Raw genomic sequence first — 25342 nt, forward strand, 5'->3', positions numbered from 1 at the left:
GAGTGAAAATTTTCAATCAGATAAAATATTATCCTGAAAAACTAATAGCATGAGGTGATTGGTAATGAAACTAGTGGCAGCAGAAAAGCTTCAGAAAATGACGACAAGCATCTTTCAAGAGGTTGCTGACCGTAAGCAGCAGGCCATAAGAAATGGAAAAGATGTAATTGATTTAAGTGTAGGGAGTCCTGATTTACCGCCCCCTGAATTTGTGGTCGATACATTAATTGACTTTGCAAAGGATAAAAGCAAATACGGTTATACTTTAAAGGGAATTGCTGAATTCCATGAAGCAGTAAGTTATTTTTACCAGCATCGCTATGGTGTCAACATTGATCCGGAAACCGAGGTACTTCAGCTAATGGGTTCCCAGGATGGGCTAGCTCATTTGGCTACTGCTATTTGCAATCCTGGTGATTATGTATTAGTTCCGGATCCAGGTTATCCGATTTACGAAGCAAGTGTAACGATTGCGGGCGGTGTGGTGTATCCGATGGCGTTACTTGCGGAAAACCACTTTCTGCCACAGCTTGATGAAATACCGTTAGACGTTTTAGAAAAGACGCGGATGATGATTCTGAGCTATCCCGGTAACCCGGTGACGGCCCTTGCTGATCAGGATTTTTTTGAAAAAGTAATACGGTTTGCCAAGCAGCATAATATTTTGATTGTTCATGATTTCGCTTATTCTGAATTGATTTTTGATGGTCATCCGCAAATTAGTTTTATGTCGGTTCCCGGAGCAAAGGAAGTTGGCATTGAATTTAATTCTCTTTCGAAAACCTTTAATATGGCCGGCTGCCGTATTGGCTATGTTGTTGGAAATGAAGAGGCGCTTAAAATTCTAGGTGCATTAAAATCGCATATTGACTATGGAATTTTTTATCCAATTCAACAAGCAGCCGTCAAGGCACTAACTTCGGACTTTACATTACTAAGTAATCAGATGAAGGAGTACGAAATTCGCCGTGATGCGTTAATCTCTGGACTTGAAAAAAGTGGCTGGAGTGTACCGAAATCTCCCGCGACCATGTTTGTTTGGGCGAGGATACCAGAGGGGTGGACCTCACGCCAATTCGCCTTTGAATTGATTGACCAGGCAGGGGTAGCTGTTGTTCCAGGTGATGCCTTTGGGCAATTAGGTGAAGGGTATGTACGAATTGCGATGGTGCATCCTCCGGTACGTTTAACGGAAGCATCAGAACGGATTCATGTATTCTTAAAGGAACACTCGTATAGTGTGAAGTAATGATTTTCATAAGTTATCTAGCGGTTTTTCTTCTATTCTCACTTACTTGATCATATATCTATGTAAAAGGCCTTCAATTCAGTTAATTGAAGGTTTTTTACTTGGAAAGGGAAAGAGGGAAAATAAATGCCAAGCGGAATGCACCACGTAGTTTTAGATTTGCCCATCGAAGTGGTTTGGGGGTTCGTGAAGGATATGGATCATTGGGCGCCACTTGTCCCTGGCTATATTCACCATGAAAAATTAGATAACCGCAAATCTACATGGGAATTTAAAAGTGACATCGGGATTATGAAAAAAAAAGTTAAATTATTAGTTGAAATAACGGAGTGGAATGAGCCGACTAGAGTGTCCTTTACGTTAAAAGGAATAAAAGAAAAGTATAGTGGCGGGGGCTACTTTGAGGCGGAAGCTCTCAGCGCAAACAAAACCAAAATGACAGGATTCTTGGATGTTACTGCAAGCGGCGCTACAGCACCAATGGTCAATTCAGTTTTAAAAAATTCCATTCCAAAACAGGCAGAGGAAATGGCTCTAGCGATCTCCACAAAATTGGAAGAGTTAAAGCAAGTATGAGAATAGGAAAAACCCCGGATCATTAGTTCCGGGGTTTTTCCTATTAAAAAAAGTTAAGAAAATCTTAAGCATCGAATGATACAGTTAGTCCAATTAGAAGACTTTAATTTTTATTGATATAGGAGGAGTTTCGATGCAAAAAGGTAAAGGAGCGAAAATCATTCTTGCTGCATCCCTGGTCAGTATAGGTTCGTTCTCATATATCCCGTCAACCTACGCTGCCACCATGGATCAAACAGCAGTTCCGACGAATTCACTGGAGCAAAATCCAAATACTTTATCAGGATTAGAAATTGTCGGCGTTCCACTTGATCAAACCTTTTCTCCTAGTCTCAAGGAGTACTCGGCAACCGTAGAAAATAATATTCCGGAAATTAACTTGGTTGTTAAAAGTGAAAATCCTGAAGCAATTTTAACAGTAAATGGTCAGCCTTTCCAAGATGGATTATACACAATTCATACGGGAATGAACACATTTGAAATAGCTGTTAAAGATGGAAGCCATACTGTCAATACGTATAAACTTACCTTAATCAGAAAACAAAATAATAATAATCTGCTGAAAAATATTAAACTATCAAAGGGAGAGTTATCGCCTAAATTTGATTCATCCATAGTGAATTACAGTATAAAGGTAGATAATAATGTGAAAACCCTTACGGTTATTCCAGAATCTATGAAGAAAACTTCCAGCATTCAGATCAAGAATAAACTGTTTAAGGGTGAGAGGGATACCGTATCGCTGCCAGAAGGAAAATCAACTATCACTATTTTGGTTACGGCTGAAAATGGTGAAATGAAAACCTATACTTTACATGTAACAAGGGAACTTAAACAAGCAAGCAAACCTCCTGTTCCACCAGCCCGAACGGTAAAAGTTGCAAATAATTCAAAAGTAAGTGGATCAAATAGAGGAATGAATCAAATACAGAAAACCATTCCAACTAAGAACGTTACCCCAGTGAGTACTCAGAACAATCGCTCAACAAGTCAGATCCAAGCCACCGTTCAAAAAATAAATAAAGCAACCTTATCCTCTCTAACAGTATCGACAGGTATTTGGAATAAGGATTTTATTACAGACGAATATACCTACCATTTATCTGTTGCGAGTGATGTGAAATCCCTTACCATCAAGCCAACAGTGAAATACAGCAATTCCACCGTCAAAATTGAAGGCGGAAGCAGTCAAAATATTAAGCTGGATGGTAAAAAAACGATTATTTCTGTAGTTGTAAGCAATGGGGAAGACCGAAAAACGTATGTTTTGATTTTTAGGAAAAAGGTTGAAAAAAGTACATCCTCTTCAACGAATAATGATACCGTAGATTCAACTGTAAATAGTGAAGCTAGTAGACAGGTTACCAATTCAAATAATAACCTAACGACAGTAAAAACAAGCGCATGGCAGGGACAAGGGAATCCTCAATCTTTATCCTTTTGGGGAAGGATTACGGAGAATATTAGTAAATTTTTTAGTAAATTATTTTAAAAACGAAAAAAGCCTGGCTTTCAGCAGGTTTTTTTTGTTTTAACAATTAACAAGTTTGGTAATGTCTGTGTTGAGAAGGATCATGAATAATGAAAACGCTTTTTTAATTTAATAGGGTAAAATTTTATTAAAAGGAAGGATTTTTATTCTACATTTTTCGAAAATTATGTTATATTATTATTTAAAAATTTATTAGAATTTTTTGATTAAGGGAAGGTGAGAACATGACAACAGAATTAAAAGTAAATGACAGCAGTCTTCCATTGCGTAGAGATGTCAAATTACTTGGCCAAATGCTTGGTGAAATCCTTATCAGTCATGGTGGGGTAGAGCTATTCGAAAAAGTTGAAAAAATTAGAAACATGTGTAAATCTCTCCGAAATCAGTATGAAGAAGAAACCTATACCGCTTTAAAAAAGGAAATCTCCACCTTAAGTAATCCAATGCGAATGCAAGTGGTCCGTGCCTTTTCCATGTATTTCCATTTAATCAATGCAGCGGAACAAAACCATCGGATTCGCAGACGCAGGCAGTATCAATTGGAGTCAGAAAATGTTCAACCTGCATCAATTGAAAGTGCGGTCCTCTCATTAAAAGAAAACCATATATCGAAAGAAGTCATCCAGGAAGTTCTAAAAACATTGTCACTTGAGCTTGTGATTACTGCCCATCCAACAGAGGCAACAAAGCGGTCGATTCTTGAAATCCAACAGCGAATTGCTGCAATTTTGGAGAAGCTTGATAATCCAATGCTGACAAAAAGAGAGAAAAGGAAGCTCGAAGAGGGCTTGTTTAATGAGATAACCATTCTTTGGCAGACTGATGAATTACGGCATAACAAGCCATCCGTAATGGACGAAGTTCGTAATGGCCTCTATTATTTTGATCAAACCCTTTTTGAGGTTCTTCCTGAAATTCATTACGAGGTAAAAGACAGCCTTGAAAGAAATTACCCGGAAGAAAAATGGGACGTTCCAAATTTTCTTCGTTTTGGGTCATGGATTGGCGGGGATCGTGATGGAAACCCAAATGTTACTCATGATGTGACTTGGGAGACTTTAATTCGCCAAAGAAGAGTTGTGTTAAAGAAATATAAAGGGGTCCTGACCGATTTAATGAAGCGGTACAGCCATTCCACTACAAGGGTAGACGTAAGTGAAGAACTCCTGCAACTGCTGGAGGTGCAAGAAGATAAGTATTTAACGGAAGATAAAAAGTGGCCGGTTAAAACGGAGGTTTACCGCCGAGTTTTTGCGGTTATGATTGAACGGGTGAGACAGGTAGGGAAATCTGAGGTTGGTTATCAATCGGCTGAAGAGCTGTTAAAGGATTTATACGTCATTCAAAGCAGCTTAAAAAGCCATCACCCTGCTGCCCATGAATTGCGGTCCATTCGAAAGTTAATCCGCCAAGTTCAGTTGTTTGGCTTTCACCTTGCAACTCTCGATATCCGAAATCATAGCGGTGAGCATGAAGCTGCGATTACTGAAATCTTAAGGAAAGTAAGAATCACAGAAAACTATGCCGAGCTTTCCGAAGAAGAGAAGCTTACTATTTTGCAGAATATTTTAATCGACCCTCGTCCGCTTCTTTTGCTAAATGAAGATTATTCGGAAGAAACACAGGAAATGATTAAAGTATTTCAAATGATTAAAAAGAGTCATGAAGTATTTGGAAAACGTTCCATTTCTGTTTATCTTGTAAGTATGACAAAATCTTCAAGTGACCTGTTAGAGGTACTAGTTTTGGCAAAAGAGGCTGGAATTTACCGTCTCCATGCAGATGGCACTTTGGAAAGCCATTTGAATGTGGCCCCCCTTCTTGAAACCATTGATGATTTATCAGCAGGACCAACGATTATGGAAACACTTTTCAAAATGCCGTTATATCGTAATCATTTACAGATTTTAGGTGACCAGCAAGAAATTATGCTAGGTTATTCAGATGGAAGCAAAGATGGTGGAACTTTAACCGCCAACTGGAAACTCTATAAGGCCCAGATTGAAATTCATGAAATGGCCAAACGTTATGAGATTGGATTGAAATTTTTCCATGGCCGCGGTGGTTCACTTGGACGTGGGGGCGGTCCATTAAACAAAAGTATTTTATCACAACCAGCTGAAACAATCGGTGATGGCGTGAAAATTACTGAACAAGGTGAAGTATTGTCTTCGAGATATTTACTTGAGGACATTGCTTATCGAAGCCTTGAACAAGCAACATCCACACTGCTTAAGGTTGCTACACATGTATCAAAAGGCGATGATCAAGGGAAATTACGAAATACTGAATGGGAAAAAGCGCTTGATGAAATATCAAGTGAATCTTTAGGAAAATATCAATCGCTTGTGTTTAATGACCCTGATTTTCTTACCTATTTTAACCAAGCCACACCACTCCAGGAACTTGGGGATTTAAATATCGGTTCAAGACCAATGAGCCGGAAAAAACAGGGGAGATTTGAAGATTTACGGGCAATTCCATGGGTATTCGCATGGACGCAAAGCCGTCAGCTGCTGCCTGCTTGGTTTGCTGCGGGAACTGGTTTAGAAAGTTTTGCCTCAAAGAATGGGAAGAATTTGACCTTATTACAGGAAATGTATCAAAAATGGCCGTTCTTCCAATCGACAATTGATAACTTGCATATGGCTTTGATGAAGGCAGATCTAACAACCGCCAAGGAATATTTGTCACTCGTTGAGGATCAAACCATTGCTGAAAGAATTTTTACCACTATTCTTGAGGAATTTGAAAAAACAAAAGCCATTCTATTAAAAATAACAGGTGATCAAGAATTGCTTGATCATACGCCAAATATTAAGGAATCGGTATTTAGACGTAATCCATATGTTGATCCATTGAACTTTTTACAGGTTGAGTTAATAAAAGAATTACGCAGCCAGGACGAGCCTAATGACGAATTGTTAACGGAAGTATTATTAACCATCAGTGGAATCTCCGCAGGACTACGGAATACTGGTTGATTTAAAAAAACAAACTCTTTTTACGAGAGTTTGTTTTTTCTATTTTAAAGATTCTAAAAATTATATATACTATTAGTAAAAAATAGAAATCGGGTGAATAGGTTGGCGATTTATAGTCATTCAAGTATTTTAACAGAAAACGAGATTGATTTTTTATTGGATTTATTGCCAATTTCATATAGATCAACACCCGATATCTACATATTTGACGGCTGGCAGGAAATTGCCACACTATCTGAAAATTTATCCGCACGCTATTATTTGCTAAAGCATCTTGTCAAATCTTCCATTTTTTCTACCTATAATTATCAACAAAGTAAAATTTTTATCTACTTATTTAATTTGCCATACCAAGACCCTTTATTAAAAAAACTGCATGGTGTTTTTTGCTTATTTCATGAAATGCGCCATCATCATCAATTCACGACGAATAAACATAAGTTTTTACAGGCACTATCAGGCCCCCCATTACTAGGTTCATCTTATTCATTTTCATGGGTGGAAAAAGATGCAAATAAGCATGCCATCAAGTGGATGCGCAAAAATCGAAACAAAATAAATCATCAATTTCAGCTGCATTTCTATCAATGGGATATTGGAGTGAATGAACAAAATAAATTAAGAATACTCCCCGGCTAAAAAGGCTTTCTAGAAGATCCAATCAAACTGATTAGGTCTTCTTTTTTTTTGAACAAATTGTTAACATTCGTGGAAAAATAGCCTTTGAAATATAAATGTAATATTATCATAACTTTTTTGACAAAATTAGATGATATACTACTAATTGCAACAAAAAAAGTAATTATTGGGTCATTTGTATGAAAATGACCATATACATAATAATAGAATTTATGGTTAATAGACGAGAATACATAGAAATTTGTCAAATACTTGGCTTGGATTTTGTCGAAATTCAATGGAAAATTTGGCAATGGGAAAGCAGGGAATCAATTGAAAAAGAAACTAACCGTACTTAGTACGCTTGTAATGCTTGGGCTTGGAAGTGCTTATTCCATTCCGGCTGTAAAAGCTGCACCAAATAACGATTTACAAAGTATTAAAGGTCAACGTTCGGGAGTACAGGCTGGTATTTCAAAAGCAAATGCTGAAATCACTAAGGTACAAAGTGATCTTGCTAGATTGATAGAACAATCAAACCGTGTCGATCAGGCGATTAAAGATAATAATTCCATGATGAAGAACACAGAAAAGAACATTAAGGAATCGAAATCCCAGGTTCAGCAATTAGAGCAAGAAGTTGCTGTCATAAAGAAAAGAATTGACACACGTAATGAGATTTTAAAAAAGCGTGCCGTATCATACCAAGAGAGCGGTGGAAACGTTAGTTATTTGGATGTCTTGTTAGGTGCCTCCAGCTTTAGTGATTTTATTGATCGAATTGGTGCTGTTTCTACATTTGTTCAAGCGGATCAGACTTTTATAAAACAGTATGAAGACGATAAAAAGGAAGTTGAAGTAAAACAAGCTACCGTTCAAAAAAAGTTGACAGAGCTAAAGGAAATGAAAACTGAACTTGAAGGTATGCATGAGCAGATTTTGGATCAAAAAAAGGAAAATGATACACTGAAGAACGAGCTGAAACAAAAAGAACAGGAACAATTGGATCGTATTGCGAAACTAAAAGGAAAAGAAAAGCAACTTGCCTTAAAAGAATATGAAATGATTCATGCAAATGATGTTGCACCTGCACCTGCACCTGCACCTGTATCTGATGACAAAAATAGTTCAGATAATAATAGCAACAGTTCAAATGCTGACAAGAATTCTAGTAATTCTTCTTCTTCATCCAATCAATCCGATTCAAAAGATAATACTCCAGTAGCGGCTCACTCCGGTTCAAGCGGAAGTGTTCAAGATGTCATTACTGCTGGAAATAAATATATTGGAAATTCCGTGTATGTCTTTGGCGGCGGACGTACAGCATATGATGTTGCCCATGGAAGATTTGATTGTTCAGGCTTTGTTCATTGGGCCTTTGCACAAGCTGGATATAATATTGGTTCAAGTACGGACTCCTTAAAGTATGCAGGCAGACAGGTTCCCTCAAGCCAAATGAAGCCGGGAGACCTTGTATTCTTTAACACATATAAGACAGATGGACACGTTGGAATTTATGTTGGCGGGGGAAAATTCATCGGTTCCCAAAGCTCGACAGGTGTAGCAATTGCGTCCATGTCAAATAGTTATTGGAAATCAAGATTTAACGGACGCGTTGTTCGAATAATTGAATAAAAATAAAAAGAGAAGCGGGGAAGCCCAGCTTCTCTTTTTATTTTGGAATAACTTACAAATATACATCAAGAAACTCCTTCAATTATGAGCCGGCTGTTTCATCCTACGGTCCCTTATCTTTAAAAGTCAACTTGATTGTGATGATCCTTTTAGTATTTTTATTTTTTCTAAATGTGGAACTCAGCTACATTTTTTGGATAAAAATAACTTCCTTTTGGCAAGATAAGGTAACAATGTTAGGGGTTGTTTGGTCCATGGTAACGTTCTCTTTTGTCCTAATCGCACTATTTCTAACTGGACTTCTTGCCCTATTTGATACACAGTTATTTGGATACACCTTTATTTCAGCTATACAACATTTACTTTTTTCAGAAATTGCTGCTGGCAGATATATTGTCATAACTGGAGCGATCGTTGGCCTTATTTCGAGTGTTGTCATCGATGTACGGATTTATTTATCGAAAAGAAAAGGTAAAAATACGGAAGGGAATCAAGTTTCGTAATGGAAAAAGAAAATATATCTTTAGGTCAACTCCTGACACTTCTTATTAACTTTTTATTGGGAAGTGCGATTGTTGTTGGAATTGGCGGTGATGCCAAAAATGATGCATGGCTTGCGATAGGGTTATCCACTTTTTTAGGACTAGGGGTTATTTGGTTTTTTCATACTTTAACAAATCAGCTTGAAGGTAAGAATTTGTTTCAAATTATCGAGTTTTGCATCGGGAGAAAACCGGCCATTATTTTAACCTTCCTTTATATTATTTATTTTATCTATATTTCAAGCAGAGTGGTAAGGGATTTTGGAGAATTAATGGCTTCTGCAATTATGCCTAACACTCCAATTGAAGTGGTTTCGATTACACTTTCTCTCTTAATGGGGTATGTAATCTATCTTGGTATCGAGGTGCTAGCACGAACCTCTGAAGTATTTACTCCATATTTGTTTATTTTTTATCTTTTATTAGCTATTTTTTTATTTGCAAGCGGGAATGCGAATATTGAGCAAATTCAACCAATCCTTGGGGAAGGGGTTACACCAATTTTTAAAACTCTTTTTAAGGATTTGATTTTTTTCCCATTTGGTGAATTAATTGCCTTCACGGTCATCTTTTCAAGTGTTACAAACAAGAAGTACAGTCTGAGATTTTCATTTATTGGGGTGGGAATTGCCGCCTTTTTACTTATGATTGCCTCTTTTTTAATGATTATTACTCTTGGAGTTGATTCAATGCTCCGATCAAACTTCCCGCTTTTAAGCACGGGACGGAACATTTCGGTCGGTAATTTTATTGAAAGAATTGATGCACTTGTTGTGTTCATTATGATGTTGGGGATTTTTGTAAAAGGGACTATATTTCTATTCGGGGGTTTAAAGGGCTTAGAATACATTTTTCAGTTACCCTATCGTTATTTTGTTATCCCGATCTCTACCCTGGTTGCTTTATTCTCAGTACTTTTGTCAATTGATTTTGCGGATCATATTCAAGAAGGCTTGAAAATGGTTCCGTATTACCTGCATTTACCCTTCCAATTTTGTATTCCACTAATTCTTTTTATTTTTTTACTATGGAAGCAAAAGAAAAAAAGGTCTAGTTCAAATTGAGGTGTTATCCTTTATGTCTCCTATTAAATCAATTCGTAGTTTGCGGAAGAAAAGAATAAAAATGGATGATTACTGGAATGAAGCTGAGCCGCAGAAGAGTGAGAAAAATGTTACAATCACACACTTTTCGTTCCAAGAGTTAAAAAGCGAATTGGAAATTTCCTTTGGATATTCAGCCGATTTTCGGAGTGTCATTGCGGAGATTGACCATAAAGGATCATTACTAATTTATCTAGAAAGCATGGTGGATACGAAAACATTGAAGGAAACGACTCCAGATTTGTTTTCATCGCGGTTTAATGAAGAAGTCCGCTTAAGTTCCACTGAGGAACTTGCTTCTTTGTGTAAAAAAGTGTTTGGAGGAGCAGACTATCAGCTTTTGGGGACAAAGGATGAAATATGCAGGGCTGTGTTAAACGGATCCATTGTCATAGCGGTTGAGACAATCGAGAATGCCATTTCTATAAGTATGGCTACAGATGAAAAAAGATCGGTTACCGAACCAAGTACCCAAACGGTAATAAGAGGACCAAAGGATGGGTTTATCGAGTCCCTTTCCACCAATGTCAGTTTAATTAGGAGAAGGATTCGGAATCGGAATTTATATTTTGAGTCTTTTATCATTGGGGAAGATACGCAAACGACAGTATATATGGGATATATAAAAGGCATTGCTAATGAAGCCATTCTGCAAGAAGTTCGCAACAGGTTAAAAAAAATTAAAGTCAGCGCCATTTTTGAATCGGGGAATATTGAAGAACTAATTACGGATAAAACTTTTACCATATTTCCTTTAGCGCTAAACACGGAACGGCCTGACACGGTTGCTTCCAATTTAATTGATGGGAAAATTGTTATCTTAATTGATGGAACCCCTTTTTGTTTACTTGTACCGGCTGTTTTTGTGAATTTTTTTGAGATCTCAGAGGATTATTATCAGCCATTTTTACTAGGGACCTTTTTAAGGGGGATTCGCTATCTGGCATTTATGATTGCGTTGTTAACCCCTTCCTTATATGTGGGAATACTAACCTTTCATCACGAACTTTTGCCGACAACCCTGTTGTTAAGTGTAATTGCCCAGCGCCAGGGTGTACCTTTCCCAGCCGTAATTGAGGTTTTAATTATGGAAATTACATTTGAAATTTTACGTGAAGCAGGAGTAAGGATGCCAAAGACGGTAGGGCAAATGGTTTCAATCGTTGGTGCTCTCGTCATTGGTCAAGCAGCCGCAGAAGCTGGGATTATCTCCAATATAATGATTATTGTGGTTGCCATCACGGCAATTGCCAATTTTGTCTCTCCAGTATACAGTTTTGCGTCTGCTTCCAGACTATTAAGGTTTTTATTAGTTTTATTTGCCTATTTTTTAGGATTGTACGGTGTTTTAATAGTCCTAGTCGCAATGGTTGCCCATTTAAGTTCCCTACGTTCATTTGGCGTTCCCTACTTGTCTCCGATAGCTCCTATTATTGTTGAGGACCAAAAGGATGTTTTCCTCAGATTTCCCTTTTGGGCAATGAAGAAAAGACCAAAATATTTAAGAACAGAGTCAGAAACCAAGGTTTTTTCCGAAGCATCGCCAAGCCCACCGCAATCGAAAGGTGGGAATAACGCTTGAGAAAAAAATTATTTTGCTGGATTTTTATCTGTAATTTTCTATTAACAGGCTGCTGGGACCAACGGGAATTATCGGAAATTTCCGTGGTAACCGGCATGGCGATCGATAAAAGTGATGAAGGGAAATATTCTTTAACTGCCGAAGGAATTTCTGCTGAAGAATTAAATCCGAAAACCGGAACAGGTCTTACCCCATCAATTGTCTTTACTCTTCACGGAAATACTATTTCAGAGCTCTCGCAAAAAATGAATGTAGGTGCTTCAAAAAATGTAATTTATTCACATATGCAGACTTTGATTATTGGGGAAGAGATTGCAAAAAAGGGGTTAATGGAATTTATTGATTTTTTGGAAAGAAATCGTGAGATACGGGATGATTTTAACATTATCATTGCTCATAATGTGAGTGCTGCCGATGTATTGAAGGTTACTTATCCGATTCAAAAATCTTCATCTTTAAAGCTGCACGTTCAAATAGATTCTATGGTGCAGAACTGGGGTGGTGACCCGGATGTAAGGTTAAATGATGTTGTCCAAGCCTATACTTCACCGGGAAGACATCCGGTAATGGCAGCGGTAACCATTCAGGGAAATCCGGAAGCAGGCAGCGGTGTAGATAATATGAAGGAGGTAAGTCCAAAAGCAATAGTCGTCCTTGATTCACTGGCCATTTTTAAGAGGGGGAAGCTTCTTGATTTTTTGCCGCTGGAGGATACTCGAAATTATTTATGGATTGAAGATAAGTTAATTCGTACCGCTTTGTCCGTTCCTTGCAAAAAAAACAAATATATTGCAGTCAGGATTTACAATTCTAAAACTAGAGCGAAGGCAAGAATGATAAGAGGGTTACCGGTCATTGATATCCATGTCAGGTCAGAAGCTTATTTGGATGGCACTCAATGTACAAAAGATATAACTAAAATCAAAACATATGAGCAATATGAAAAGCTTACGGAGAAAATGATTGAAAAGAACATGATGAAGACAATTTATAAGGTTCAAAAGGAATATCAGTCCGATGTTTTTGGTTTTGGTGAAGAGATGTACCGCCAGGATTACCGGAATTTCAAGAAGGTTCAAGATCATTGGGATGAGCTGTTTAGCGATGCCATCATTAATGTCCATGTAAATGTACAATTAAGAAGATCGGGGATTCGGACAAAAAGTCTCCTAAGTAACTCAAAATAACCCTGCTCATCTTTCATAAAAGATGGGCTTATTCTTTTTTTTCAAAATTGGGTAATAGGGATAAGTGTCTAGTGCACATTTCTAGGTGCCTGAATAGGATATATAGAAATTAAATAAGGAGGTAATGAAAATGACTGGTGCAGTAGGCGGCTACGCTGGCGGCGGCTTTGCCCTTCTAGTAGTATTATTTATCTTGTTAATCATTATCGGAGCTTCATTTGTTGGTGGATACTATTAATTAAAAATACAGGAGGTAATGAAAAATGTTTGGATATGGTGGATATGGTGGTTTTGGTGGCGGATGCTGCGGTGGTTTCGGATATGGTGGAGTAGGTTGTGGCTGGGGCGGCGGTTTCGCGTTAATCGTTGTCTTGTTCATCCTATTAATTATTGTAGGGGCGGCTTGCTTCTATTAAAATTTGATATGAAATGTGTATTTAATAAGCGCAGCGATTTATATAATCGCTGCTTTCTTTCATTTAATAAATGGACAAACTATCCATATTTACCATGGAAATGATTAAAGGTTGGGTGAGCATGGAATCCATGTTAAGGTTATATCAGAGCAAAACACTAGATAAAGGGGGAACTGAATATGAAACTTATTGTGAGTGTTTTTTTGACGGCATTCCTTTTTCTTTTCATGCTTGTTCAACCTGGACTATTGGGGCGTGTTGATGCACAAACTCTTGAAACTGTAAAAATTTATAAAGTTCATGATGAAACACCAGTTCAAGTCGCACTTAAATATGGTGTTTCCAAATCAAAAATTATAAAAGTTAATGGAATTAAAAATAATAGACTTACCCCAGGTGAAAAAATTATTATTCCAAAGCAGATTTCTCAAAAAGAAAAGGATTTACTTGCAAGATTAGTGACAGCAGAAGCAAAAGGTGAGCCTTATAAAGGGAAAGTGGCAGTTGCTGCTGTTGTGTTAAATCGAGTGAAAAATGACCAATTTCCTGATTCTATTCACCAGGTGATTTATCAAAAAAGGCAGTTTCAACCTGTTGCCAATGGGATGATCAATAAGCCTGCTGTTGAAGATGCAAAAAAAGCAGTGAATGAGGCTCTTGCCAAAAACGGACAAATAACCGATGCCTTATATTTTTATAATCCGGATAAAACCGACAGCAAATGGCTTCGATCTAAGAAGACAATTAAAAAAATAGGTCATCATCGGTTTGCTGTTTAGAAGCCCTCTTGATCAATCAAGAGGGCTTTTGCTTTGTCCAGCTCCAACGTCTTGCCCCTCAAGGTTGTTTCGGCTTTTCTCTTCTTTTTCTTTCCATTTTTCAAATTCAACTAATTCCCCTGATATTTTTTTGATGGCGTAGCCGATTACTGCTGCATCATCGACTATTCCTAAACCAACAATAAAATCGGGAATCATATCGATTGGGGAAGCAAAATAGAGAATAGCTCCTATAACAGTTGCCAGTGTACTCTTGGAAATATTTCTATAATCGCCTTTGGAATAGGCTTTAATTAGTTCAATCAATAGCTCGATCTTACCGAAGGCGTCCCCTAATGAATTTTTCTTTTCTTTCACTTTGGTTGTTGCTTGTTTCATTAATTCATTTGTTTCTTGTTGGTGATTGATGAATTCCAATGCTTTGTCTTTATATTTAGTGAATTCTTTTTCGATTTTTTCTTTATTACCGAACAATATTATCACTTCCTTTTAAGGAATACATGGTTAGTTTACCACGAATGAGTAATAAAAAAACACGAGGTGCGTTTACACACCTCGTGCTTTTAATTTAAGCCGAAACTAAATTTCCTAACACAATCTCATCCACTTCGTCGCCTTCAAGTGTCTCCTTTTTTAATAAAGCATGCACTAATTGCTGATACTGTTGATGATGGTTTTGAATTAGGGTTTGGGCTTTTTCTAAGCCTTTGTCAAAAAGCTCCTGCATCTTTGCTTCTTTATCTTGTTTATTAAATGTAAGAGTAAATCCATTTTGGAGCATTCCTGTATCAACCATTTGTTCAATAATCTGTTTTGCCTGCTGGACATCACCGCTAACACCAATACTGTGTTCACCCAGCATCATTCTTTCAGCCACACCGCCGGCTAAAATCATTGCAATCCGCTCAAGTAGATCACTAGTGGTTGATAAATGAAGTTCTTTTGGTATCGGAGCAACATAGCCAAGTGCATCACCACGAGGAATGATGGTGGCCTTTCTAACAGAACCCGGTTTTGTGACGGAAGCAACTAGCGCATGTCCTGCTTCATGAATGGCTACACGGCGCTTGGTTTCAGAATCCTGTAAGGTACGAGATGTACTTCCTAAAATTGTACGATCTAGTGCATAATCAAGGTCTTCCTTATAAATCATATCTTTGCTGTTTCGAACAGCCCGTCGGCTCGCTGTTTCAAATAGAGATTGAAGCTCGGCGCCTGAAAAACCGGATGTGCTCTCCGCTAAGTCATCCAATGAGGCAAGAACATCTTTAGCGATTGCCTTTCCTTTCGTATGAATAGCGATAATTTCCTTTCTCCCCTTTGTGTCTGGAAGAGGGACATGGAATGAGAAGTCAATCCTTCCCGGACGCAAGAATGCATCATCGAGCATATCTTTACGATTGGTTGCTGCGATAAATAGGATCCCGTCATTGTCATGACCGCCATCAAGCTGTACAAGAAGCTCTGTTAATGTTTTTTCAGCCTCTTCCCCGCCATGTGCTTTTCTCTTTCCAGCAAGAGCATCCACCTCATCAATAAAGATTACAGCTGGACTTTGCTTTCTTGCTGCTTGGAATAAAGAACGAACCCTGCTTGCCCCGACACCGACAAATAGTTCATTAAAGGCTGATCCGCTAGCGGAAAAAAATGACGCATTTAGCTCGTGTGCCATGGCTTGGGCTAATAATGTTTTACCAGTACCCGGAGGTCCGTATAACAAAACTCCTTTAGGCGGTTTAATCCCTAATGTTAGTGCTCTTTCCGGTTCCTTTAAGGTTGAGAGGGTTTGTAAAATTTCTTCCTTCATTTCCTCTCCTATACCTCCAACATCATCTAATGTAGTGGAAGGTAGAGTACGTTCTTTCGCAACACTATTTTTCATGGAGTTGCCTAGCCCAAAACCGCCCTTACTCTTTTGCAGGGCGAATGCTGCTCCAGCAAGAAGAATAATGACCCCGCCAAGTACCCATTTTCCATACGGGCTGCTGTCCGAATAGGAATAATTAATATTATATTTTTCAACTAGCTTGTCTACCATTTGGCTGTTAGGGGGAACATGGGAAATATATTGAGCGTTTCCTGCTTTAATGTGAATGCTGCCATCAGGCCGTTCAGTTAAAGTGACCGTCTTACCCTGCTGATTTTGGATCGTATTCTCCACAGATGAGAATGGAATTGCCACCTCGGCTTTCGAATTTTGAACCACCCAAATAATACCCGTTACCACAAATATAAACGCTACAATGAGCGGAATAAACTTTGAAACTATTCTTTTCGTTTTTTCATTCAATTACGATCAGCTCCTTTAACAAGAGTACTACTCTATTATAAAAGGGATTTCAGAAAAAAGGACGTGGGAATCAGAGGAAAAAACATAGATGTCAGGAAAAAGAGCCTTTCTGAAATCAGAAAGGCAGCTATATCATATGACAATTAAAGGGTTCGAAGGGTTGGAATGATGGGTGCCAATACACTTTGAGCAAGGACACCGATACTCACTCCTTCGCTTTGCGCTTTGCTCCATTTAAAAACATGAACTTTTTCTGTCTTACCTTCATACAAAAATAATAACTGATCTCCATCTTCGACAATCCCGATTTTTTTATAAGGGATATGATTCTCCTTAAGTACAATCTCAAATGCTTTATGTATTAAATTTAAGGTAGGTTGATCAAACGATGTAATATTCATTATTTCCTCCTAAATTTTTATATTATAATTAATAAATGGCTTTCTTCATTATATTCTTATTTCCTGGGATAAAAAAGAAATAATTGATGTCGATTAATTGAAGATTGCAAAGTAATCACAAGACATATAAGATTGAAGTTATGGACAAAAACTAATTGTCGAAAAAGAGAGGAAGTCAAGATGGGAAACAAATTTAAAGAAGAAGTATTATCGCGCCGTACCTTTGCTATTATTTCCCACCCAGATGCCGGTAAAACAACATTGACTGAAAAATTGTTATTATTCGGTGGCGCCATTCGGGATGCGGGAACGGTAAAAGCAAAAAAGACAGGGAAGTTTGCGACAAGTGACTGGATGGAAATTGAAAAGCAGCGGGGAATTTCTGTTACATCCAGTGTGATGCAATTTGATTATGATGGATTTCGTGTCAATATATTGGACACTCCTGGGCACCAGGATTTTAGTGAGGATACGTATCGTACTTTAATGGCCGTTGATAGCGCCGTAATGATTATAGACTCCGCAAAAGGGATTGAGGAACAAACACTTAAATTATTTAAAGTTTGCCGGATGCGGGGAATTCCAATTTTCACGTTTATGAATAAGCTTGATCGCCAAGGGAAACCGCCGCTAGAGCTTCTCGCAGAATTGGAAGAGGTACTAGGAATTGAATCCTATCCAATGAATTGGCCTATCGGAATGGGGAAAGAATTCCTAGGGATCTACGACCGTTACCACAATCGCGTTGAGCAATTCCGTGTGAGTGACGAAGATCGATTTCTCCCTTTAAATAAAGAAGGCGAGATTGACGGGGATCACCCGATTAAGAATTCCGGTCTTTATGATCAGACACTAGAGGAAATCCTGCTCCTTAACGAAGCGGGAAATGAGTTTTCCGCAGAAAAGGTAGCTGAAGGTACGTTAACACCTGTTTTCTTTGGAAGTGCTTTAACGAACTTTGGTGTACAAACTTTCTTGGAATCTTACCTTCAATTTGCTCCGGCGCCAAAAGCACGAAATTCATCTATTGGGGAAATTGATCCGCTTGGTGAGAATTTTTCAGGTTTTGTATTTAAAATTCAAGCGAACATGAATCCTGCCCACCGTGACCGGATTGCCTTTGTTCGAATTTGTTCAGGTAAATTCGAACGCGGGATGACTGTAAATATCCCTCGCCTTGGGAAACAATTAAAGCTTTCCCAATCGACCTCGTTTATGGCGGAAGAAAGAAATACAGTGGACGAGGCTGTAAGCGGTGATATTATCGGCTTATATGACACTGGTACCTATCAAATCGGTGACACATTGACGACTGGCAAAGATGATTTTCAATATGAAAGACTGCCGCAATTTACACCTGAACTCTATGTGAAGGTATCTGCAAAAAACGTCATGAAGCAAAAGTCCTTTTATAAAGGGATTCAACAGCTTGTTCAAGAAGGAGCAATTCAGCTCTACAAAACGTTTAGAATGGAAGAATATTTGTTAGGTGCTGTTGGACAACTGCAATTTGAAGTCTTTGAACATCGTATGAAAAATGAATACAATGCTGAGGTCCTAATGGAGCGTATGGGATCAAAGATTGCCAGATGGGTCGAAGGAGATGTAGTGGACGAAAATTTATCCAGCTCTCGAAGTATGCTTGTAAAAGATCGTTATGACCATAATGTGTTTTTATTTGAGAACGACTTCGCACTAAGATGGTTCCAAGAGAAAAACCCATCGGTCAAACTATATAACCCAATGGACCAACATGAATAATTGTTTAATAAAAACCAAAACCCCCATTTTATCTTATGGGGGTTTTTTCCTGTATAAAAATTATTTATAAACCCCCACAAACCTCTTTAACATAACCGTACTTTTGTAATGAAAAAGCGAAATCAAAAAATCTTAAAGAAAGGAAAAAACTAATAAGAAAACGGTCTCATTTTGGACAATAAACTTGATGATTAACAGTTGTAACAAACTGTTATCTATTGGTAATGACCCCCTAAAATCTATAATATCATCCGTATGGTATAATTGGGTGAATAGAGAGGTGAGTCTAATGCTCAGTTTGTTGTTCATGACCAAAAAGAAGAAAAAGACACTAGAGGAATCGGTAAAATTAATTCAGCAAGGGGACCGTATTCTACTTAATGAACTGATTGAATCATACAAGCCATTTATTGCAAAAACAGTTTCTTCTGTATGCAAAAGATATATATATGAAACGGATGATGAATTCAGCATTGGTCTTTTAGCCTTTAATGAAGCGATTGAAAAATATTCATCCGAGCGGGGAAGTTCCCTATTAAGTTTTTCTGAAGTTTTAATCAAAAGAAGAGTCATTGACTATATTCGTAAACAAACAAAAAATCAACATATAAGTCTGGATTTCCAAACCTCATCCCTCGAAGAGGAGTCTCCCGGTACGGTAATTGTAAACGAATTATCTCTAGAAAATTATCATAAAAAGACGGATGAGCAGCTAAGAAAAGATGAAATTATTCAATTTCAACAACTGCTGAAAACCTTTGATTTAAACTTCAGTGATTTAGTGGAAAATTCTCCAAAGCATGCAGATGCACGAAAAAATGCAATTCTTACCGCCAAAATAATTGTTGATCACCCGGAGCTTAAAGAAATATTACTTGAAAAAAAACGTCTTCCCATTAAACAATTAGAAAAAATGGTAGAAACAAGCAGAAAAACAATTGAACGAAATCGTAAGTATATTATTGCAATCGCACTTATTTTATCAGGTGATTATGTTTTTCTAAAGGATTATATAAAGGGGGTGCTTGAGACATGAAAAAAGGAATTGTAATGGAAATTGATGATGCGTTTCTATTGCTTTTAACCCCGGAGGGTGAATTTTTACGCGCAAGAAAAAGGAATCAGCCCTATGAAATCGGTGAAGAAATTCACTTTTTTCCCATTGAAAATAATGATTTACGTGCATCCCAATCCAGACGTTCGGTAAAAAATCTTTTCAAAATGAAACCTGTATGGGCAGGGTTAATGGTTCTCCTGTTAGTTCTTGCTTCCTTTATTCCTGCTTACCAAGATAATAAAGCGTATGCCTATATGTCGATTGATGTAAATCCAAGTATTGAGCTTGGTGTAAATAAAAAGATGCAGGTTGTCGAATTAACAGGCTTTAATGAAGCAGGAAAGGAAATCATAGCGAATATTCCTAACTGGCAGAAAAAGGATGTATCTGACCTCACTCAAAACCTTCTTAGCGAGATGAAAAAAAGAGGCTATTTGAATGAGCGTGAACAGGTCATTATTTCTACCGTTCGGACGGAACAGGAAGAAAAACCGGTTGAAGATAAGCTAAAAGAAAACATTGAGGAAATTAAAGAATCAGTAAATAAACAGGATTTAGAGGCCACTGTCCTAAGTGGTTCAGAAAAAGAACGGAAAGAAGCTCATCAATTAGGGCTTACTACCGGGAAATACAAAGAAAATAAAATCCAATCGCTTCAAAGTGCTGATCAAATGGAAACAAAATGGATTAATGGAAAGTCTAAAAACCAGAAGGCAGTTCCTGCACCTATGGCACAACCCGCGTTACCGCCGGGACAGCAAAAGAAACTTGGTGGCGACAAAAATAAATCTAATAATGTCACTGTAAAAAAAGGAAAACAAATGAATCAACCTCCATCGAACCGACCACAAGGTAAGATGAAAAATAAATCGGAAAAGAAATCGAAAAAACAAGAAAAAAAGGATCACAGTTCAAAGGATTCAAAACCTGGCCATAAAAATAATTCAAATCAAAAGAAAAATTCAAGTCATAAGAACCAAAACAATAAAGAAAACATTTCCAACCACAAGAAACAATTAAGTAATAAGAACAAATTCAATCACAAGGGAAATTCAAATCAAAAAGCAAAGGGAAAAGAGAAGCACCCTCAATCTAGCAAGACTAAAAACAGCCAAGAATCGTATCATTACAAGCATAAAAATCAGTAAAAAGTCCGGCGATCCTGCCGGACTTTTTTTAGCCAATTATGAAATTATTCTTGTGAGGAATTTCCTGATAATTGTGCCTGAGCCTGCTTGACAAGTCGCTTAGTGATTTCGCCCCCAACAGAACCATTTGCCCGCGAGACTGTATCTGAACCTAAGTTTACGCCAAATTCTTGCGCAATTTCATATTTAACTTGATCCAAGTACTGTTCAATGCCAGGAACTAATAATTTATTACTGCTATTAGCCATAATCGTCAACTCCTTAAAATCGTTACAGAGAAAAAATCTCTGTAAGCATAGTATTTTTCATCGCTTTATTTTCATGAGTGGTAATGTTTTTCGGATATGGATATCTTAGAAAGATTAATTTAGTCTGTTCCCTTTCCAACATCCTTCGAAGGGTGCATAAAAGGGTAGGCTTTTGGTTTCCGTTTACTCTCAAGTAATTCCTTATTTTCGGTTGTATTCCATCCGATATCGTTTGTTGGATGAACCCACTCGTCTCCTGCCATAATTTCAGGATCTGTTTCATCGGTCCAATTTTCTAAAGGAGAATTTTCAGATGCATACATACTGTCACCAATCACTACCCCATGCTTGTTAACAAATGGTATTTCCATTTTTATACCAGTACCCTCAAAACTCGGAGCACTGATTTGATGCGGCAAGGTTTCATCTATATCCAATGGTTTTAGAGATTTTTCGCGATTTTGCTTCGTCATGAATCATTCACTCCTTTTTCTTATATTTTCCTACAGCAAAGAAAATTTATATTAAGAAAAAAAAGGAAATGAATGATTATTATTGTTTGATAAAAACTACTTGGGTAAGATTATTTTTTTGGGAGGATTATACGATGGCAAAAAGGAAAGCAGAAGTTAATGCAGTTGAAAAGTATTCTAAAACCCCACATAAAAATGTTCAGGAAAGTGAATTTTCAGCAGAATTTTCTCATGGGGAAGATGATCATTTAAAGGGTGCCAATCGAAATTCCAAATTAGGAAGAAAGGGAAGAGGGTAATGAAGCCAGGCAGCAGGGCACAAATTCCGAAAGAAGAATTCAGCATTGAATTTGGAGATGTAAACGGGACAAAGCTGTTTGAAACACTTCAAATACCAAATAAAAATAAGAAGAAAACAGAGGGTAAAAAACAATAAAAAGCCGGCTTTAAGTCGGCTTAGGCTGTCGAAAAAATTCGATAGCCTTTATTTGTTTACTTACTTTAACAATTCTATAAGGTATTTGATTAATATATAGGGTGTTCTACAGGTCCGTTGATTTCCGCTCCAGGCACTTCGCTTTCCGCGGGCGTTCCGGGGAGCCTCCTCGTCGGGGGTCTCCCCTGCCCCGTACTCCCGCAGGAGTCTCCGTGCCTTACGCTCCAATCAACAGGTGTTTTCAATAAAGATTACATCTCCCAATAAGTATTTAAAAGTAAGTGGTAGCCAAAAGAGTCTAATCCAAAGTAAATTTGAATTCATTTCTATCGATGAATTAATCCCGGACCACCACCTTCTTCGCCTGATTGACAAATTTATAGATTTTTCCTTTCTCCTAGAATAAGTTAGTCCACTTTTATATGAAGGATAAAGGCCGCCCATCTGATTCCCTTATTCTTTTTGGCTGGTTTCATAAAAACTGTATTTTTAGAATTGATTAAAGGGCATGTTGATTCGGACAATCGTCACTGAAATCAACAACCCTGTCTGAATCAGGGCTCCATTCGGACTCGACTATCTTTGATATCAACAACCCTGTCTGAATCAGGGCTCCATTCGGACTCGACTATCTTTGATATCAACAACCCTGTCTGAATCAGGGCTCCATTCGGACTCGATCAGCTTGAAAATCAAAAACCCTGTCTAAATTAGGGCTTCATTTGGACTTGAATGGCTCTGAAATCAACAACCCAGTCTGAATTAGGGCTCCATTCGGACTCAATCATCTTCGAAATCAGCAACCCTGTCTGAATTAGGGTTCCATACGGACTCAATCATCTTTGAATTAAACAAGCCTGTCTGAATCAGGGCTCCATTTGGACTCGATCGCCTTGGCAAGAGAAATTAAAATGAACATTGCCTATCGTTGGTTTTTGACTTAAAGTGTAGGATTGGGTTTCACATTATTCTACGATTAGTTGGAATCGTCGCACGCAGTTATTTCAAGATATTTTTAATAAGGATGTCTCCAAGCTATGAATCGCAAAATGGTTGGAATACGTGTTGTATTTTGATTTTCAACCCATTAAAAGGTAACGTCAATAAGCAGAAGGTTGCAAAGAAAGAGAGAAAGTAGAGGGTTTTGAATATTTTAGGTGGATATAAGGCTATTAAAGAGGATTGAACGAAATCTGGAAATAGCTGTACAAGGAAAAAAAGGTAAGGTTAATCGCTTATTTAAATTGAGAAAAATGTTTTTTAATTTAGGAAATAAAAAAATTGCAACACACTTAGTCAGATTGGAAAGGGTGTGTTGCAATAATTTTGTTGAGTCACTCCCTGTTGATTGGAGCAAAGCACCTAGAGCGGAAATCAACAGGCCCCTTAGCATGGAAAGTCTTTTAATAAAAATCGGTATTTAAGTTTTAGAAAGAATGAAAAATTGCCGAGAAATATAATCTTTCTCGACAATCTGAGGCCGGGTTAAAGCGGATGACTATTTTTCCTTGAAAGAGAAAATCACCGTTTCTTCATTTGTCGGGTTAAAGTAGGCAACTAAACAGGTTGGATGGAAAACAAATCTTCCTGATGCCAGATACTCCTTAAGGTCAAAGGAAAGTTTCTCAAGCATGGTATGCTTAAATAAATCTTTTTCTTCAAGCCCTAAATCTATAAAAGACTGTCCTAAAAAGGAAGGAAACTCTGAGATTTGTTTATAAATTTTTACGCGCTCCTCTTTTGTGAAACTCTGTTCCCACCAGGGCTTCCTTGGTTTATATTTATGATGGATCAAATAGTCGTATTTCATCAGTCCGATTACGATTTCCAAGTCCTTTATAGAGATATGTTCTAAGAAGGAATGCAGTCTACGGAATAAGTCCTCCAATTGATGGCCGATTCTTGACCATCCTTGTTCATCCCAGAAGGTTCCAAATTGTTGGAAGAAATCAAATGGTGAAGAAAAGACATTTGTAACTAAATATTCTACCGTCAGGTCCATTCGATGGTCGTTCCAATATTTTTCTAATACATCTTCCACTTGTTTTATTTTGACAATGTCATCAAAAGAAAGTACGTTATTCCCCAAAATTTCATAAGGCGAATGGTCCATATAGGTATACCCATGGTCATTCGCACGAAGCCGTACTCCGGTTCCTCTGAGCATTTTTAAAAATCCAAGTTGTAACTCCTCTGGCCGCATTTCAAAAACATCATTAAACGTTTTTCGGAAGGAATTGTAATCTTCTTCCGGCAGGCCGGCAATTAAATCAAGATGCTGATCAATTTTACCGCCATCTTTAACCATCGTTACCGTTCGAGTTAACTTTGTAAAATTTTGTTTTCGCATGACCAGTTCATTTGTAAAGTCATTGGTGGATTGAACACCTATTTCAAAGCGGAATAATCCTTTCGGTGCCTCTTGATTGAGAAAATCAATGACTTCTGGACGCATAATATCTGCAGTGATTTCAAATTGGAATACCGTCCCTGGTAGGTGTTCATCGATCAAAAAGCGAAACATTTCCATTGCGTAACTTCTACTGATATTGAAGGTACGATCGACAAACTTAATCGTTTTGGCACCGTTTTCCATTAAATAACGAATATCCTCTTTAATTTTTTCTCTCTCAAAATAGCGAACCCCGACTTCGATAGAGGATAAGCAAAATTGGCAGCTAAACGGACAACCACGGCTTGTTTCAATATAGGAGACACGTTTGCCCAGATGCGGGATATCTTCTTCAAAGCGGTAGGGTGAGGGGAGCTCTTTTAAATCAAGCTTATTCATTTGCGGCGTAATCACCACTTGACCCTCATTCCGGTATGCTATGCCAGGGACATTGCGATAGTCTTTGTTTGTTTCAACTTCTGAAAGAAGCTGCTTAAAGGTTTGTTCTCCTTCGCCCATCACAATAAAATCGACCTGAGGAATTTTTTCCATCCATTCCGATGTATCATAGGAAACTTCAGGACCCCCAAAAACAATGATAATGGAAGGATCGATTTTTTTAAGCATGTTTACGACTTTAATTGTTTCTTCTATATTCCAAATATAACAGCTGAATCCAATAACATCCGGCTTTTGCTGATAGAGGTCGGTGACAATATTCATGACCGGGTCTTTTATCGTATATTCTTTAATTTTTATATTATATTCAGGCAAAGCATAAGCCTTTAAATAACGAATTGCCAGGTTCGTATGAATATACTTGGCATTTAAAGTAGTACAAATGACTTTCATTCGATTTCTCCTTAATTATAATAAATAACATTTAATTATAACCCATTCTTGGCTAATAGAGTAGATGTTAAACAGATGAAGTGGTAGGGAACAGATTGAATTGTCCCTGTTATACAACAGT

General features: G+C 37.7%; 24 protein-coding genes. 18 read left to right on the forward strand and 6 right to left on the reverse strand.

Annotated elements, in window-relative coordinates:
* Positions 1–64: 64 nt before the first annotated feature.
* The 13 genes from M028_RS0115490 to M028_RS0115550 all read left to right on the forward strand — a co-directional run bounded on the left by M028_RS0115490 (position 65) and on the right by M028_RS0115550 (position 14163).
* On the forward strand, positions 65–1249 hold the full coding sequence (locus M028_RS0115490) for an LL-diaminopimelate aminotransferase (protein WP_026574652.1): 1185 nt from the start codon (positions 65–67) through the stop codon (positions 1247–1249).
* 126 nt (positions 1250–1375) lie between these two features.
* On the forward strand, positions 1376–1825 hold the full coding sequence (locus M028_RS0115495) for a CoxG family protein (protein ID WP_026574653.1): 450 nt from the start codon (positions 1376–1378) through the stop codon (positions 1823–1825).
* A 133-nt stretch (positions 1826–1958) separates the two neighbouring features.
* On the forward strand, positions 1959–3317 hold the full coding sequence (locus M028_RS0115500) for a cadherin-like beta sandwich domain-containing protein (RefSeq protein ID WP_026574654.1): 1359 nt from the start codon (positions 1959–1961) through the stop codon (positions 3315–3317).
* Between the two features lie 224 nt (positions 3318–3541).
* Positions 3542–6301: a phosphoenolpyruvate carboxylase gene (ppc, locus tag M028_RS0115505; protein WP_026574655.1), complete on the forward strand. Its 2760-nt coding sequence runs from the start codon at positions 3542–3544 to the stop codon at positions 6299–6301.
* A 102-nt stretch (positions 6302–6403) separates the two neighbouring features.
* A complete protein-coding gene (locus tag M028_RS0115510; RefSeq protein WP_026574656.1) occupies positions 6404–6940 on the forward strand; it encodes a hypothetical protein in 537 nt (178 codons plus the stop codon).
* Positions 6941–7252: 312 nt separating this feature from the next.
* Positions 7253–8554, forward strand: coding sequence for a coiled-coil domain-containing protein (locus M028_RS0115515; RefSeq protein ID WP_026574657.1), 1302 nt, complete (start codon positions 7253–7255; stop codon positions 8552–8554).
* A gap of 254 nt (positions 8555–8808) precedes the next feature.
* Positions 8809–9057: a hypothetical protein gene (locus M028_RS0115520; protein WP_026574658.1), complete on the forward strand. Its 249-nt coding sequence runs from the start codon at positions 8809–8811 to the stop codon at positions 9055–9057.
* On the forward strand, positions 9057–10160 hold the full coding sequence (locus tag M028_RS0115525) for a GerAB/ArcD/ProY family transporter (RefSeq protein ID WP_026574659.1): 1104 nt from the start codon (positions 9057–9059) through the stop codon (positions 10158–10160). The genes M028_RS0115520 and M028_RS0115525 overlap by 1 nt, the downstream gene beginning before the upstream one ends.
* A gap of 13 nt (positions 10161–10173) precedes the next feature.
* Positions 10174–11781: a spore germination protein gene (locus tag M028_RS0115530; RefSeq protein WP_026574660.1), complete on the forward strand. Its 1608-nt coding sequence runs from the start codon at positions 10174–10176 to the stop codon at positions 11779–11781.
* Complete coding sequence (locus M028_RS0115535) at positions 11778–12968, forward strand: Ger(x)C family spore germination protein (protein ID WP_026574661.1); 1191 nt, start codon at positions 11778–11780, stop codon at positions 12966–12968. The genes M028_RS0115530 and M028_RS0115535 overlap by 4 nt, the downstream gene beginning before the upstream one ends.
* 130 nt (positions 12969–13098) lie before the next feature.
* On the forward strand, positions 13099–13206 hold the full coding sequence (locus tag M028_RS32150; protein ID WP_081810762.1) for a YjcZ family sporulation protein: 108 nt from the start codon (positions 13099–13101) through the stop codon (positions 13204–13206).
* Positions 13207–13231: 25 nt separating this feature from the next.
* A complete protein-coding gene (locus M028_RS32155) occupies positions 13232–13384 on the forward strand; it encodes a YjcZ family sporulation protein (RefSeq protein ID WP_081810763.1) in 153 nt (50 codons plus the stop codon).
* A 179-nt stretch (positions 13385–13563) separates the two neighbouring features.
* Entirely contained in the window at positions 13564–14163 is a 600-nt protein-coding gene (locus M028_RS0115550; protein WP_231510824.1) for a cell wall hydrolase, read from the forward strand.
* A 12-nt stretch (positions 14164–14175) separates the two neighbouring features.
* On the opposite strand, the gene M028_RS30210 is transcribed toward M028_RS0115550, so the two are convergent.
* The 3 genes from M028_RS30210 to M028_RS0115565 form a co-directional block, all read right to left on the reverse strand.
* Positions 14176–14637 (reverse strand): YkvA family protein, encoded by a 462-nt coding sequence (locus M028_RS30210; protein WP_231510825.1) that lies wholly within the window; start codon positions 14635–14637, stop codon positions 14176–14178.
* Positions 14638–14731: 94 nt separating this feature from the next.
* The gene (locus tag M028_RS0115560; protein ID WP_081810764.1) at positions 14732–16453 is read right to left on the reverse strand and encodes an AAA family ATPase; all 1722 of its coding nucleotides are present in this window, start codon (positions 16451–16453) and stop codon (positions 14732–14734) included.
* 143 nt (positions 16454–16596) lie between these two features.
* The gene (locus M028_RS0115565; protein ID WP_026574664.1) at positions 16597–16854 is read right to left on the reverse strand and encodes a hypothetical protein; all 258 of its coding nucleotides are present in this window, start codon (positions 16852–16854) and stop codon (positions 16597–16599) included.
* A gap of 180 nt (positions 16855–17034) precedes the next feature.
* On the opposite strand from M028_RS0115565, the gene M028_RS0115570 reads away from it, so the two are divergent.
* The 3 genes from M028_RS0115570 (at position 17035) to M028_RS31535 (ending at position 20820) form a co-directional block, all read left to right on the forward strand.
* Positions 17035–18615 (forward strand): peptide chain release factor 3, encoded by a 1581-nt coding sequence (locus tag M028_RS0115570; protein WP_026574665.1) that lies wholly within the window; start codon positions 17035–17037, stop codon positions 18613–18615.
* 280 nt (positions 18616–18895) lie between these two features.
* Positions 18896–19651: an RNA polymerase sigma factor SigI gene (sigI, locus tag M028_RS0115575; protein ID WP_231510826.1), complete on the forward strand. Its 756-nt coding sequence runs from the start codon at positions 18896–18898 to the stop codon at positions 19649–19651.
* Positions 19648–20820: an anti-sigma factor domain-containing protein gene (locus tag M028_RS31535; protein ID WP_051591071.1), complete on the forward strand. Its 1173-nt coding sequence runs from the start codon at positions 19648–19650 to the stop codon at positions 20818–20820. Before sigI ends, M028_RS31535 begins: the two co-directional genes overlap by 4 nt.
* Positions 20821–20864: 44 nt before the next feature.
* Here the strand turns inward: M028_RS31535 and M028_RS0115585 are convergent, their stop codons facing one another.
* Entirely contained in the window at positions 20865–21068 is a 204-nt protein-coding gene (locus M028_RS0115585) for an alpha/beta-type small acid-soluble spore protein (RefSeq protein WP_026574667.1), read from the reverse strand.
* A 119-nt stretch (positions 21069–21187) separates the two neighbouring features.
* A complete protein-coding gene (locus M028_RS0115590; RefSeq protein ID WP_026574668.1) occupies positions 21188–21541 on the reverse strand; it encodes a DUF3905 domain-containing protein in 354 nt (117 codons plus the stop codon).
* Positions 21542–21675: 134 nt separating this feature from the next.
* On the opposite strand from M028_RS0115590, the gene M028_RS33375 reads away from it, so the two are divergent.
* The gene (locus M028_RS33375) at positions 21676–21840 is read left to right on the forward strand and encodes a hypothetical protein (protein WP_165976144.1); all 165 of its coding nucleotides are present in this window, start codon (positions 21676–21678) and stop codon (positions 21838–21840) included.
* Positions 21840–21977 carry a hypothetical protein gene (locus M028_RS33380; protein ID WP_197031424.1) on the forward strand — a complete coding sequence of 46 codons (138 nt, stop codon included), beginning with the start codon at positions 21840–21842 and terminating at the stop codon, positions 21975–21977. Before M028_RS33375 ends, M028_RS33380 begins: the two co-directional genes overlap by 1 nt.
* 1498 nt (positions 21978–23475) lie before the next feature.
* Here M028_RS33380 and M028_RS0115610 read toward each other — a convergent pair.
* Positions 23476–25221, reverse strand: a complete 1746-nt coding sequence (locus tag M028_RS0115610) for a B12-binding domain-containing radical SAM protein (protein WP_026574670.1) — start codon at positions 25219–25221, stop codon at positions 23476–23478.
* Positions 25222–25342 lie beyond the last annotated feature (121 nt).

This window comes from Bacillus sp. UNC438CL73TsuS30, from assembly GCF_000482325.1.
Taxonomy (GTDB): domain Bacteria; phylum Bacillota; class Bacilli; order Bacillales; family Cytobacillaceae; genus Neobacillus.